The organism is Dyadobacter jejuensis (assembly GCF_003149085.1).
GTDB lineage: Bacteria > Bacteroidota > Bacteroidia > Cytophagales > Spirosomataceae > Dyadobacter > Dyadobacter jejuensis.
This window is the reverse complement of the sequence record NZ_QGDT01000010.1, coordinates 117,271-130,727: the sequence shown is the minus strand read 5'-3', so window position 1 is coordinate 130,727 and position 13,457 is coordinate 117,271. Positions and strand designations below refer to the sequence as shown.

Sequence of the window (13,457 nt, the reverse complement as noted above, 5' to 3'; positions counted from 1 at the left end):
AATAATTATGGATCTTGGTTACTTATAGATCAAGGATGGTGAATTCTACCCTTCGGTTCTTTTGTCGGGCTTCTTCTGTAAGGTTATGGGTGATAGGGCGAGAGGGACCCCAAGCCTTCGTTTTTATACGGCTGGCATTAATACCTTGTGCTACCAAGTATTTTTTTACCGCATCGACTCGGTCTTGGGAAAGGCGAATGTTTTTGTTGGTGTCCCCCTGATTATCCGTATGTCCTTCCAGCAAAATATTCATGCTGCTATGCGTCTTCATCAGCTCCACTACCGTATTGAGTTCCTCATAGGTACTGGCGTCTATCTCGGCACTGCTTTGAGCGAACATGGTGTTGCTCAGCCTTATTTGTTGTCCCTTTTCGATGGGTGCCAGGTAAAGATTTAGCGAAATCTCTCTGTATAAAGAGTCTTCTGAAAGGTTCAGCGGCTCTACCGTTGCGAAGTAACCTTCCTGTGTCGCCATCACTTTATACGTCTCTTTGAGCGGTAAGTACACTTGGTATTTGCCGTTTCCGGGCTCGTAAAGGGCACTCGTAACTGTGGAGTCGTCCGATACGCGTACCACCTGAATATGTGCAGGGAGTGGTTTACTGGTATTTTTGTCGTATACCATTCCCGATGCCATGGCGACTGGCTCGGGCTTCTGCTCGGCCGAAAGGGGTATTCTGAAGATATCTATCTCTCCTAAACTTTGGTCTGAAGAACAGAAGTAGGCGTATTTGCCGTCAGCTGGCACATTGAAATAGCCCTCCCAGCGAGGGGAATTGATCTGGTTGCCGAGGTTTTCAGGTTCAGACCAGTTGACCCAGGTATCGTCTAGTCGGCGGCTGACAAAGAGGTCACTGTCACCATACCCGCTGTGTCCTTCTGACGAAAAATAAAGTGTTTTATTGTCCAGGGCCAAGAAAGGGGAGCCCTCATGTGCCGCTGTATTGATGGTCTTGCCGATGTTCATAGGCGCCGTCCAGGTATTAGCCCCGGTGGAGAAACAAACATAAATATCTCTTTTTCCTTCGGTGTCGGGTCGCTCTATCGAAATAAGCAGCACATTGCCCAAAGGCGAGACGGTAATCTCCAGGGAAGCGTGGTTATGGTTATACCCCAAGCTCGGAATGATGAGTTCTTTGGGGAAGCTCCATCCTGTGCTCGTTTTTAGAGAATAAGAAAAGCCGAATTCCAGGGTTCCATCTGGTAGATACTTATTGACTAAATAGATCTTTTTGCCGTCAGCCGAAATACTCGTCAGAGCGTTATCTCCTATATTATTGAGCGGCGGACCCAGGTTGGTAGCGGTTTCCCAATTTCCATCGGCCCTTAGAGTCGACTCCCATATGTCTTGACGGTATCTGGAACCCAAATTTTGAGGGTGATCGGAACGGGCAAAAAAGAGCGTTTTCCCATCTGAAGCGATCACCGGGGCTATTTCTACACCTGGACTGTTGATGGCAGCTCCCAGATTTTCTTTCTTTTCTTTGAGCTGATGGGTGGCAGAAATAACAATCTCTGCTTCAATAGGCTGAGTGCCCGATGATATCCCAATCGCGTCTATTTGGTTATACCCCGCAACGGCCGAGGGGGTAAGTACGACCTTAATAGCCTTGCAAATAATCCCTTTTTGTTTTGGGAAAATCCGAAACATCCTTCCTTTGGGCTGTACCACCCCAGGTGTACGCTCTTCTATAAGGTATTCTTTTCCCGTGCTATCATAGGCGAACACCTTGCTAATGGCTCCAGGGTGGAAATTTTCGGCGATTACAACTTGCTCTAAGGGCATAGTGGCGTCAAATCCGACCTTAATCCATTCGTCTTCGTGGCGGTCGGCCTGTGCCGGCGACCAGGCCACTGGACTATCGCCAACGGCTGGAAGCTTATTGGGCTTTCCTAATATTTGTATGGCTCGATAGCCCGTGCCGCTTCCCTCGGTCCGAAGCTCGGAGGAGTATCCCAATATTTTACTGGCCCATGCCACTTCTTGAGCCTTGACAAAGGCCGTTTTAAGAACGAAGGCAAAAACCAGCAAATAGCTTAGTTTTAGATGTACTCTGGTCGTAATTGGTGTCATTATAGCTATTCCTTCGAAGTAACTGATAGGCTTGTCGGCGACTATCCTCTTGGTTATCTCTTTGGTTAATTAATTTACTAGATATCTGTCATCATTGGTTTCGGGACTAATTTAATCCTGAGCCAATCAATACCAGCCAGTCCCATTCGGGCTTGGTCTCCGGGGGAGTTAAGGTTATTTGTTTTTCCGTACTCAAGCCGCCTCCAAACCATCTTTTTCCCGTACGTGGGCTGTACCACACCGCCCTGAAGTTCGCTCCCGTCATGGGGTGGAGGTCTATTTCTATATTTTTTGAGCCAGGTAGGTAGAGCAGGGCCATTCTTTTGTTGTTTAACAATTTAACACCTACTTCGCTTTTGTCCAAAGAATCGACAATCAGATTGCTGTTCCAGTCGGTCTCTAGAAAGGCCCAGGGTACTCCATAGAGTACTTTTACGAGCTTCTCAATATATTCTGCTCCATCCTGTTGGATGTTTTGAACCCAGGTCGAATTAAAATTTTTGATGGTACTCTGATGGCAAAATCCTGCGCCGCTCACCATAAATGCTTCGAAGGCTTGTTTCCTTATTTGGGCCGACTGGTCAAGGAGCTCTTTGGAATATACCGAATTGGCCAATAGCAAAGGACGGCTATCCTTCTTTTGGGTCATTTCCTGGACCTTGCTACGAAGGAATTGACTATAATCGCTGGAGCTATTGGTAGAGTCGGGCACCAGGATATTGATATCGCTAAGTTGTCCTTCGTCGAAATTTTGCTCCCCAGCATATTTTTCGCGTAGAGAACCTACCATCAAGGTTGGCGATTGCTTACGGAATGCTTCTGCTAGTACTTGAAAGGACTCTTTGGCAATTCCCTCGGGCTGCAGCACCCAGATAACATTTTTATTCCCTGCCAGCAAGTCGCACAGATACGTGGCATATTTTTGAATCTCGTCGGGTTGGGCCGATTGGAAGAGTGTTTTCCAACTGGTTCTGTTGACGACCAGGGCCATGGTCAGTTGACGTTTTTCGGCCGCTGAAACCAGGTTTTTGAGATGTGTAAAATAGGACGTATTGGGCTCCGCTATTCCCGTACCCAGAAAAGCCGTCTTCTTATAAAAGTTCCGCTGGGTGGGTTGAATCGGCAATACCTGGACGATCAAGGTATTGAACGACTGGCTCTTACGAATGTCCATGTATTTGGTGGCATCCTGCAGGCTGAGTTTGCGAAGTAGCTGCCAGGCAACATCGGCTACCATCAAATAAGGCTGGTTTTGCGCATCCAGCAAATGTTGGCCGTCTTGACTCGCCCTGATCGGGAGCTTATCCTCCCGCTGGGCCACGACCGAAGGGGCACTTACCGTGATACCGAAGGCCAGAACGACACCGAAGATGATCCATCGTCTCATACTTGAGCGGCCTGTCTGAGTTGTCTGATCGTAGCCAAGGGGTCGGCCGAAGAGAATACAGAGCTTCCTGCCACCAGCAAGTCTACCCCCGCCTCTACCAATTTTGGAGTATTCGCAAGGTTGACGCCACCATCTACTTCAATCATAAAGTTAAGACCTTGGGCCTTGCGCATCCCATCGAGCCTTAACACCTTTTTGTAGGTGTTTTCAATGAATTTCTGCCCGCCGAATCCAGGGTTTACCGACATGACCAGTACCAGGTCCAAATCGGCAAGTATGTCTTTAAGCAACTCTACGGGGGTATGCGGATTGAGCGCCACTCCCGCTTTTACACCTAGTTCTTTGATACGCTGAATGGTGCTGTGTAGGTGAAGACAGGCCTCATAATGGACCGTAATTAAGGCAGCGCCTGCCTTTACAAAAGCGGCTAAATAGCGATCAGGCTGTTCGATCATCAAATGCACATCCAATGGTTTTCGAGCATGTTGGTTCGCTGCCGAACATACGGGCAGGCCGAAGGAGATATTTGGAACAAACATACCGTCCATAATATCAACATGGATCCATGCTGCTTCACTTTTATTGAGCATTTCTATGTCCCTTTGCAAATTGGCAAAGTCGGCGGCTAATATCGATGGGGCTATTTCTGGCATATTAGGAGTTAATGTTGACGTGTCAGAGGCCAAAAATAAGTAATTCTATGACAAAATTGGGTGTGTTGACCGCAAGAAACCAATATACGGAGGCATTTGCCCCGACTTTAGTGTAGACACAGCAGCTCCCTTGATGCGCTTTATAACGGAAAGATGGGCTTTACATATTCATACAGCCTTTTCGGTAGGCAGGGCTTTTAGGCGTCAGAAAAGAATCTCCTCGATGTTCCAAAAGAAATAATCTTAATTTTGCAGAAAACATTCCCCGGCCTTTTGGTTCATGGGTTGAAGATCAGTTAATTGCCATAAATACCATCAAGACCATGTCGCCTGAACAACAGATATTAGCTTTAATCGAAAAGATCGAACAATACAACCAATTGTATTATCAGGAACATGTTTCGGCTATTCCCGACTTTGAGTTCGATCAGTTATTAGCCCAACTGAAGGAGTTGGAAGCCCAATATCCTGCTTATAATTTCCCTGATTCCCCCACCCATCGGGTAGGAGGGAGCATTACCAAAAATTTTAATACGGTTCAGCATCGTTATCCGATGCTGTCGCTGGACAATACCTATAACGAAGCCGAGATTAGGAGCTTCGACGAAAGGGTACGAAAGGGCCTGAATGGAGAACCCTTCGAGTATATTTGTGAATTGAAGTTCGATGGTATTTCTCTTAGTTTTACCTATGAGGAGGGGCTTTTGGTCAGAGGCGTGACCCGCGGCGATGGCACTAAAGGTGACGAGATTACCCAAAATGTAAAGACCATCAGGAGCTTACCCCTTAAGGTAAAGAAAGGGGGCATACCAGAAATATTCGAAGTACGGGGGGAGGGTTTTATGCCCTATAGTTCTTTTGCCAAGCTTAATGAGCAAATGGATATACTGGGAGAGAACCCCTATGCCAACCCAAGAAATGCGGCTTCGGGCTCCTTTAAGCTTCAGGACTCTGCCGAAGCGGGCCGCCGTGGACTGGATTGCTACCTTTATGCGTTTATGAGTGATGAGTCGCCCTTCGCAACGCATTCTGAAAGCCTGGAAGCCTTGCAGCAATGGGGCTTTAAGGTCTCTCCTGGATGGCGAAAAGTTCAGACCATCGACGAGGTAATCGCCTATATCCATGAGTGGGAAACGGAACGAACCAAACTCCCATTAGCCACCGATGGTATCGTTATAAAAGTGAACTCCTTGGAGCAACAGCGGACCTTAGGTTTTACTGCAAAAAGCCCGCGCTGGGCCATTTCATTTAAATATAAGGCTGAAAACAAGCCAGCCGTCCTTCGGTACGTCGACTACCAGGTAGGCCGAACCGGGGCAGTGACCCCAGTGGCCAATCTGTGTGACGTCAGTGAACGCGACTGGCCCTATAAAAAAGTGAAGGGGGTACACCTGTCGGGAACCCGGGTTAAAAGGGCTACTTTGCATAATGCCAACGAGCTAGAAAGACTTGAGGTGCGGGTAGGGGACACCGTTTTTGTGGAAAAAAGTGGAGAAATAATCCCTAAAATAACCGGTGTAGATTTTTCCCAGCGTGATTTTTATCTGACAGAGGCTATCGAATTTCCCACTAATTGTCCCGAATGCAATACCCCCTTGGTAAGGAAGGAAGGGGAGGTAGCATTCGTATGCCCTAACGATACCGCCTGTCCTCCTCAGGTAAAGGGGCGTATAGAGCATTTTATCCACCGCAAAGCCATGGACATCGATAGCCTAGGCGAAGGTAAAATTCAATTGCTTTACGATGTGGGATTGGTACGTTCTCCTGCCGACCTGTATGCCTTGACGGGTGAGCAACTCCTAGGGTTGGAGAAAAGCATCTTAAACGAGGACACAGGCAAGGTCAAGAAAATTAGCTTCAGGGAAAAAACCGTTGCTAATATTTTAAAAGGAATCGATAGGTCTAAGTCGGTACCATTTAGGCAAGTGCTGTTTGCCTTAGGAATTCGCTTCGTGGGGGCCACAGTAGCAGAAAAGCTGAGTAGTTATTTTAAAACGATGGATGCACTGATGGTCGCAGACTTCGACCAGCTCATTGCCGTACCAGAAATCGGAGAACGTATTGCCAACAGTGTTTTGGAATATTTTGCTAATCCAGACAACCAGGCGATGATCAGTAGACTGCGCCATGCGGGCTTACAGATGGAAACGGGTGATGTGGTCGTGGAAATGGAGGGGGATAGCCTAGCGGGCTCTACCTTTGTGATCTCTGGTGTTTTCCAAAACTTCGAAAGGGAGGTACTGAAGACTAAAATTGAAGCGAATGGAGGCAAGGTACTTAGTGGAGTCTCAGGAAAATTGAACTACCTCGTGGCGGGAGCAAATATGGGCCCTGCCAAACTAGAAAAAGCCAGAAAATTAGGGGTTACCATTCTTTCGGAAGAAGAATTTATAACCCTTTTAGGTGGGCAGGCCGAATAGTGTGGAAATTTTAAGTATGTAAACTGTTGATATTGAGCAGGTTGTTAAAAATACCATGCCTAGTGGCTTTTAGGGCCTATTTTTGACCATATACTTGACTAACTTTGTGGATTATAAACAAACTTTAATACTGGAATAATGCCATTGGATGAACGTTTCAAAGGTGTAGGAGTGGCCCTCGTTACGCCTTTTGATGATAAAGACGAAGTAGATTATGCCGGACTGAAGAATCTTATCGACCTGGTTTCGGAAGGTCGTGTCGATTATCTGGTGGTACAGGGTACTACGGGGGAGTCGCCAACGGTAACGGCCCGTGAGAAGGAGGAGATTCTCAACTTTACCATTGCCAATAATTATAAGTCATTGCCGGTTGTTTATGGTATAGGAGGAAACTATACCAAATCGGTATTGGACACCATTGCTCAAACAAGTTTTGATGGTATAGACGCCATCTTGTCGGTATGCCCTTATTATAATAAACCTACCCAAGCGGGTATTATAGCGCATTTTACCGCTATTGCCGATGCTTCACCTGTGCCGGTGTTGCTTTATAATGTACCAGGACGGACGGTCGTTAACATGTCTGTAGAAACCATCGTTACACTAGCGGAGCACCCTAATATAATTGGGGTTAAGGATGCTGGAGGTAGCCTGGAGCAAAGCATGCAATTGGCCGACCAAGTTCCCGACGATTTCTTACTATTGGCGGGCGACGACAACCTCGTGACGCCGATGATTAGTGTGGGCTGGCATGGGGTCATTTCGGTGATTGCCAATGCTTTTCCAAAAGAATTTGTAGAGCTTACATGGCAGGCTTTAGAAGGGCGTTTTAAAGACGCTGCCAAACTTCAATTGGCCTTCTTAGAGTTTGATGATCTTTTATATATAGAATCGAATCCCGTCGGAATCAAGAGATGTTTGGAGATCAAAGGGGTATGTCGCTCAGAGGTACGCTTGCCCTTGTTGAAAGCCACTCCGGAGTTAGGGGAGAAATTGGCCAAGGCCATGATCCGAGAGGGTTTCGTTTGATAACCGTTATTATCTTTAAGAAAAAGGCTCTGTGGAGCCTTTTTTGCATTCAACACAATCTTATTGTTCGGTAGGTATGATTACATTTTATCCAGGGCCATCGAAAATTTATCCAGAAGTAGCCGCCTATATGCAGCAGGCGTACCAAGAAGGTATTTTGAGCCAGAACCATAGGAGCGAAGGGTTTATGCAAATGCTGCAAGAAACCCTGACAATGGTGGCCTCCAAGCTAGCAATACCGGAGGGCTATGAGGTATTTTTGGTGTCGTCAGCCACGGAATGTTGGGAGATAATTGCCCAATCGTTCACCGATAAGGGTGCCCTACATCTCCATAACGGCGCATTCGGGAAGAAATGGGCCGAATACGACGGTCGCATTAATGAGGGAGTCCTGAGCCATGCTTTCGAGTCAGAAGCACTGCCAGACTTGGAAAGTCTGACCTTACCCGCATCCGACGGACTCCTATGCCTGACGCATAATGAGACCTCCAATGGCACTATGTTGCCCGATACGTTTCTGGCCGATGTACGTGAGCGATCCAAAGCCCTTATAGCCGTGGACGCCACCTCCTCGATGGCTGGCTTACACCTACCCTGGGCTACGGCCGATTTATGGTTCGCTTCCGTTCAAAAATGCTTTGGACTGGCTCCGGGACTTGCTGTGCTCGTTGCAAGCCCAGCGGCTATAAGCCGTGCCATAGCGCTTCACGAATACGATCATTACAACAGTTTCGTTTTTATCAGGGAAAATTTTCAAAAGTTCCAAACACCCTTTACGCCCAATACGCTCGGAATATACTTGCTGGGTAAGGTCATGCACGACCGCCAGCCCATAGAGCATTCGGCAAAGTTGCTAGAGGAAAGGGCCGCCGATCTGTATTCCTTTTTCGATTCTATAGGCCTTCATTTGGTAATTGAATCTACCGAGCTGAGGTCGCCAACGGTACTCACCATAGCCATGGAGCCAGCAGAGCTAGTGGTAGTAAAAAAGAAAGCCCGGGAGGCTGGGATTATTCTTGGCAATGGCTATGGAGCTTTGAAGGAGTCTACTTTTCGGATTGCCAACTTTCCGGCCATTACCGATCAGGAAATACATACCTTGAAGATGTTTTTTATATCCTTGTTTCAAAAAATGAGTAGGAATTTATAGCTTTCAGTTTCTTATATAACGAAGTGGCAGCTATTTGGAAGTGATCTGTTCCTTTTTTCACTACCTATATTCCTGTATATCCTTTAAATAAAACTACTCTTTATCAACTGTGCGATTAGATATATTAAAACAATACGAGACTCAGGACAAGTTTTTAGTAGCGATAGATTCCATTATTTTTGGGTTTGATGGGGAGTCTCTAAAATTATTGCTCGTCAAACGCGGCATAGAAAATGAAAAGGATACTTGGTCGTTGATGGGGGGCTGGGTACATCAAGAGGAGAGCCTGCAGGATGCGGCCTCTCGAATCCTGTATGAGCTCACCAATCTCAAAGATATTTATTTGGAGCAATTGCATACTTTTGGCGATCCCTTACGTGATCCGGTACAGCGCACCTTTTCTATCGCCTATTTTGCGCTGATCAACGTCGAAGACTATAGCCAAGCTCTGTCGAGTGACTACGAGGCCCAATGGTTTTCTTTGGAAGAACTCCCTACCTTTCTTTTCGATCATGCTGAAATGGTCGATATGGCCATCCAATATTTGAGGTATAAGGCCTCTCAACACCCCATTGGCTTTGAGTTGCTGCCTGAGAAATTTACGATCCCCCAGTTGCAAAAATTATATGAGGCTATATTCGGGTCTGAACTAGACAAAAGAAACTTTAGCAGAAAGCTATTATCGACAAAACTCTTGATCAAGCTGGACGAAAAACAGAGAGGATTCTCCAAGAAAGGTGCGTATTTCTACAAAGTAGACGAAGAAAAATATAAGAAACAGTTTAATACTTTTCTGAATTTTTTGCCCAATAGCGTTTTATAGACTCCGTGATTATCCTTTTTCAATATCCATCAGGCGAATAATAGGTAGACGCTCTATAGAATTCCCAGCCCAGTTTGTTCTAATTCTTGGCTATATAGTATGTTTTCTTCAACTTTGTGAAAAAAACATATTCGGGTCGCATGTTTAACTTCAAAGAAATTATATCCGTCTCGCTCATTTTATTTTCAGTGATCGATATTCTAGGTTCTATTCCAATGATTATCGATTTTCGTAGAAAGATAGGGCATATAGAATCTGAAAAAGCTACTCTGGTAGCTGGTTTTATTATGATCTTATTCCTATTCTTAGGAGAGCGATTGTTGAGTTTATTTGGAGTGGATGTATCCTCCTTCGCCATTGCAGGTGCTATTATTCTGTTTCTCTTAGGGATGGAAATGATCCTTGGCCGGAATATTTTTAAACACGACGATCTGGATTCGAGTGCCGCGTCCATTGTGCCCATAGCGTTCCCGCTCATTGCTGGTGCCGGAACCATGACCACCCTCTTAGCCCTACGTTCGGCTTATGCCATTCAAAACATCCTGATAGGGGTTCTTCTGAATCTGGTTTTTGTCTATATCGTGCTAAAATCGTCCAATTGGATCGGTGATAAACTAGGAAAAGGGGGGATCGACGTACTGCGTAAGGTGTTTGGTATTATACTGATCGCCATCGCTATTAAACTATTTAAATCAAATCTCGTTGTAGGATAGGTGCAGGTGCTTTATACGACCATAACCCGTTCTCCAACACATCATTAATTATCAATTAGGAATATGCAACAGATCGATAGCCTTAATCAGGTAGCCGAATTTCACAGGACTTTTAAGCATCCCATACTGGATCAACCCCAACTCCCTTCGGAAGAAAGGAGTAGGTTACGTGTGGCGCTTTTGGCTGAGGAACTCAAAGAATTGGAAGTGGCAATTCTCGAAAAGGACCTGGTAGAAGTGGCTGACGCCCTTTGCGACTTACAATATGTGTTGTCAGGAGCGGTTTTGGAGTTTGGCTTAGGCGACAAATTCAAGGCTTTGTTCGATGAGGTGCAACGTTCCAATATGTCTAAGGCCTGCCTCACTATTGCCGAGGCGGAAGCCACGGTGGCCCATTATGAAGCGAAAGGGACTCCATGTTATTTCAAAGAGGATGGAGGTAAGTACCTGGTATACCGCACGGCGGACGACAAGACCCTGAAGAATATCAATTATTCTCCTGCAGATCTTGAGAAAATCTTGAACGCCTAATCATTCACAATTAAAATCTTTATTTATGTCTACGGTGCTAGAACGGTTTCTTCGCTACGTCCAGATCGATACCCAATCGGACCCTTCCTCGAGCTCATTTCCTAGTACGGCCAAGCAGCTGAAGCTAAGTAGCTTATTGGTAGAGGAACTAAAGGCTATCGGACTTGGCGATGCTTGTCTGGACGAAAATGGTTATGTATATGCTACCATTCCGGCTACCAGTTCGAAGCCCAACGTACCGGTGCTGTGTTTTTGCTCGCATGTAGATACCTCTCCCGATGTTTCGGGAAAGGACGTAAAGCCTCTGGTGCACCGCCAGTGGGATGGTTCGGATATTGTACTGCCCGACGACGGCAGCCAGGTACTGAGGAAAAGTGAGCTCCATGACCTCGACAAGCAGATAGGCAATGATATTGTGACGGCTAGTGGCACTACCTTGCTCGGTGCTGATAACAAAGCCGGAGTGGCCGAAATTATGACTGCAGCAGCCTTTTTGGTGGCCCATCCAGAGATTCCCCATGGAACGGTTAAGATCTTGTTTACTCCCGATGAAGAGGTGGGTAGAGGGACCGAAAAGGTCGATTTGGAGCGCCTGGGAGCCCAGTTTGCCTATACTGTCGACGGAGAGGCCGTGGGTACCATGGAAGATGAGACTTTTTCGGCCGATGGGGCGCAGATCATCATCCATGGGGTGAGCACCCACCCAGGCTATGCCTTTAGAAAGCTTGAAAATGCCTTGAAAATTGCTGGAGATATACTCGCAGCCCTGCCCAAAGCCGAACTGTCTCCAGAAACTACCCAGGAGCGGGAGGGTTTTATTCATCCCGTTTCCTTTAGTGGAATCCAAGAAAAAGCGACCATCGATTTTATTTTAAGAGATTTTACTACCGACGGGCTCCTGCACAAGCAGCAGGTGTTGCGCGGGATCATGGAGTCGGTGATGGCTCAGTATCCGGGGTCTTCGGCCGAGTTGCTGGTCCAGGAGCAGTATAGAAATATGAAGGAGGTACTCGACCGCTACCCGCAGGTGGTAGAGAATGCCCTAGAGGCCATGAAACGTGCCGGATTGGACCCCATTCGTCGCAGTATTCGAGGAGGTACGGACGGGTCGCGCTTATCCTTTATGGGTCTGCCCTGTGCCAATATATTTGCAGGAGAGCATGCCTTCCATAGTAAGTTGGAATGGGTGTCGGTTCAGGATATGGAAATGGCCGTCAAAGTCATTGTTAATCTTTGTGAGATTTGGGAAAATAAAGCGTAATGGCTAAGAAATCGAAATTTTATGTAGTGTGGAAGGGTCGGGAGACGGGCATATTTACCGATTGGAAAGAGTGTGAAGAGCGGATAAAGAACTTCGATGGGGCTCAGTTCAAGTCTTTTGATAGCCTGTCAGAAGCGCAAGCAGCCATAGAAAAAAACTACTGGGAATATGTGGCTAAGAAGGAAGCTGGGCAAAAAACACTTTCAAAGGCCGTTCCCGCCTCCATTGGGAAGCCTATTCAGGATAGCATAGCCGTGGACGCGGCCTGGAACACGGCCACTGGCGATATGGAGTACCAGGGAGTATATCTGGGAAGTGGTACCCGCATTTTTCTTCAAGGCCCCTTTAAGGATGCCACCAACAATATAGGTGAGTTTTTGGCCATAGTCCATGGGCTAGCCTATCTGCAGGCCAAGGGGAGTAGCATACCCATATATACCGATTCCAAAACGGCTATGAGCTGGATAAAGAAGAAGCATGCCAATACCAAGTTGGCACTGACTCCTCGCAACAAACCCGTGTTCGAGCTACTGCAAAGGGCCGAAAGATGGCTGGCTACCAATACGTATCCCAACAGGATTATGAAATGGGAAACACAGTATTGGGGTGAAAACCCGGCAGATTTTGGTCGCAAATAATGGGAAGAAATAATTATTTTGAATTCAAGCAGTTTAAGGTTTACCAGGATCGCTGCCCCATGAAGGTCTGTACCGACGCCTGTACTTTTGGGGCCTGGGTGGAGCTGCCGAAGGCCACGCGCGTATTGGATATAGGCTCTGGAACGGGACTCCTAAGCCTAATGGTGGCGCAGCGCTATCATGAGGCCTCGGTGATGGGTATTGAGCTACACCGGGACTCTTACGAGCAAAGCCTGGACAATGTTAGGCTGAGTCCGTTTGCCCCACGATTGGATATACACCATGGAGCGGTTCAGGATTTCGACCCTGGGGGGTTATTCGATGCCATTATTACCAATCCGCCCTTTTATCAGGCCAATTTACGTTCCCCAAATGCGCTTAAAAATAGGGCACATCATGCAGAGACCCTAGACTTTGAGGACTTGCTGAAGTCCGCCTCCAGGTTATTACATCCCGAGGGTACCTTCCATATCTTGCTTCCCTATGAAGAGTCATTAGACTTTGAAGCCTTGGCTAAGGCTTATGGGTTTTACCCTGAGCGCATTTTACGCCTAAAAGATCAAGAAACAAAAAAACCTTTTAGGAGGTTGACTTCATATTATAGGGGAGAGGAATCCAGTAAAAAGGTGATAGATAATGAATTAATCGTGTTTGAGGGGGAGGAGCGGAGCTATACAGATAGTTTTAGAAGACTGTTGTCCCCATTTTATTTGATATTTTGATAAGAAAAAGCCGAACTTTACGGCTATAAATTAGTATGGCCAGTGGCCTTCCATCT

The 13,457-nt window shown here is 46.6% G+C and carries 12 protein-coding genes; 9 read left to right on the top strand and 3 right to left on the bottom strand.

Annotated elements, in window-relative coordinates; translation table 11 throughout:
- Positions 1 to 22: 22 nt before the first annotated feature.
- The 3 genes from CLV98_RS17295 to rpe all read right to left on the bottom strand — a co-directional run bounded on the left by CLV98_RS17295 (position 23) and on the right by rpe (position 4,114).
- Complete coding sequence (locus CLV98_RS17295) at positions 23 to 2,074, bottom strand: OmpA family protein (protein ID WP_109676214.1); 2,052 nt, start codon at positions 2,072 to 2,074, stop codon at positions 23 to 25.
- A gap of 106 nt (positions 2,075 to 2,180) precedes the next feature.
- Entirely contained in the window at positions 2,181 to 3,461 is a 1,281-nt protein-coding gene (locus CLV98_RS17290) for an apiosidase-like domain-containing protein (protein ID WP_109676212.1), read from the bottom strand.
- Positions 3,458 to 4,114: a ribulose-phosphate 3-epimerase gene (gene rpe, locus CLV98_RS17285; protein ID WP_109676210.1), complete on the bottom strand. Its 657-nt coding sequence runs from the start codon at positions 4,112 to 4,114 to the stop codon at positions 3,458 to 3,460. Before rpe ends, CLV98_RS17290 begins: the two co-directional genes overlap by 4 nt.
- A gap of 323 nt (positions 4,115 to 4,437) precedes the next feature.
- On the opposite strand from rpe, the gene ligA reads away from it, so the two are divergent.
- From ligA to CLV98_RS17240, 9 genes are all read left to right on the top strand, one after another.
- A complete protein-coding gene (gene ligA, locus CLV98_RS17280) occupies positions 4,438 to 6,534 on the top strand; it encodes an NAD-dependent DNA ligase LigA (RefSeq protein WP_109676208.1) in 2,097 nt (698 codons plus the stop codon).
- 138 nt (positions 6,535 to 6,672) lie between these two features.
- On the top strand, positions 6,673 to 7,563 hold the full coding sequence (dapA, locus tag CLV98_RS17275) for a 4-hydroxy-tetrahydrodipicolinate synthase (RefSeq protein ID WP_211320057.1): 891 nt from the start codon (positions 6,673 to 6,675) through the stop codon (positions 7,561 to 7,563).
- A gap of 76 nt (positions 7,564 to 7,639) precedes the next feature.
- Complete coding sequence (locus CLV98_RS17270) at positions 7,640 to 8,713, top strand: aminotransferase class V-fold PLP-dependent enzyme (protein WP_109676206.1); 1,074 nt, start codon at positions 7,640 to 7,642, stop codon at positions 8,711 to 8,713.
- A gap of 109 nt (positions 8,714 to 8,822) precedes the next feature.
- A complete protein-coding gene (locus CLV98_RS17265; RefSeq protein WP_109676204.1) occupies positions 8,823 to 9,536 on the top strand; it encodes an NUDIX hydrolase in 714 nt (237 codons plus the stop codon).
- 140 nt (positions 9,537 to 9,676) lie between these two features.
- Positions 9,677 to 10,249, top strand: a complete 573-nt coding sequence (locus tag CLV98_RS17260) for a MarC family protein (RefSeq protein WP_109676202.1) — start codon at positions 9,677 to 9,679, stop codon at positions 10,247 to 10,249.
- 63 nt (positions 10,250 to 10,312) lie between these two features.
- Positions 10,313 to 10,780, top strand: a complete 468-nt coding sequence (locus CLV98_RS17255) for a pyrophosphohydrolase domain-containing protein (RefSeq protein ID WP_109676195.1) — start codon at positions 10,313 to 10,315, stop codon at positions 10,778 to 10,780.
- 25 nt (positions 10,781 to 10,805) lie between these two features.
- Positions 10,806 to 12,041, top strand: coding sequence for a peptidase T (pepT, locus tag CLV98_RS17250; protein ID WP_109676193.1), 1,236 nt, complete (start codon positions 10,806 to 10,808; stop codon positions 12,039 to 12,041).
- Positions 12,041 to 12,679: a ribonuclease H1 domain-containing protein gene (locus CLV98_RS17245; RefSeq protein WP_109676191.1), complete on the top strand. Its 639-nt coding sequence runs from the start codon at positions 12,041 to 12,043 to the stop codon at positions 12,677 to 12,679. The genes pepT and CLV98_RS17245 overlap by 1 nt, the downstream gene beginning before the upstream one ends.
- Positions 12,679 to 13,401: a tRNA1(Val) (adenine(37)-N6)-methyltransferase gene (locus tag CLV98_RS17240; protein WP_109676189.1), complete on the top strand. Its 723-nt coding sequence runs from the start codon at positions 12,679 to 12,681 to the stop codon at positions 13,399 to 13,401. The genes CLV98_RS17245 and CLV98_RS17240 overlap by 1 nt, the downstream gene beginning before the upstream one ends.
- The last annotated feature ends 56 nt before the right edge of the window (positions 13,402 to 13,457 follow it).

Bases quoted from the DNA above. Each gene is read 5' to 3' on its own strand.
- CLV98_RS17295 (WP_109676214.1), bottom strand. From the start codon at position 2,074: ATGACACCAATTACGACCAGAGTACATCTAAAACTAAGCTATTTGCTG.
- CLV98_RS17290 (WP_109676212.1), bottom strand. From the start codon at position 3,461: ATGAGACGATGGATCATCTTCGGTGTCGTTCTGGCCTTCGGTATCACG.
- rpe (WP_109676210.1), bottom strand. From the start codon at position 4,114: ATGCCAGAAATAGCCCCATCGATATTAGCCGCCGACTTTGCCAATTTG.
- ligA (WP_109676208.1), top strand. From the start codon at position 4,438: ATGTCGCCTGAACAACAGATATTAGCTTTAATCGAAAAGATCGAACAA.
- dapA (WP_211320057.1), top strand. From the start codon at position 6,673: ATGCCATTGGATGAACGTTTCAAAGGTGTAGGAGTGGCCCTCGTTACG.
- CLV98_RS17270 (WP_109676206.1), top strand. From the start codon at position 7,640: ATGATTACATTTTATCCAGGGCCATCGAAAATTTATCCAGAAGTAGCC.
- CLV98_RS17260 (WP_109676202.1), top strand. From the start codon at position 9,677: ATGTTTAACTTCAAAGAAATTATATCCGTCTCGCTCATTTTATTTTCA.
- CLV98_RS17255 (WP_109676195.1), top strand. From the start codon at position 10,313: ATGCAACAGATCGATAGCCTTAATCAGGTAGCCGAATTTCACAGGACT.
- pepT (WP_109676193.1), top strand. From the start codon at position 10,806: ATGTCTACGGTGCTAGAACGGTTTCTTCGCTACGTCCAGATCGATACC.
- CLV98_RS17245 (WP_109676191.1), top strand. From the start codon at position 12,041: ATGGCTAAGAAATCGAAATTTTATGTAGTGTGGAAGGGTCGGGAGACG.
- CLV98_RS17240 (WP_109676189.1), top strand. From the start codon at position 12,679: ATGGGAAGAAATAATTATTTTGAATTCAAGCAGTTTAAGGTTTACCAG.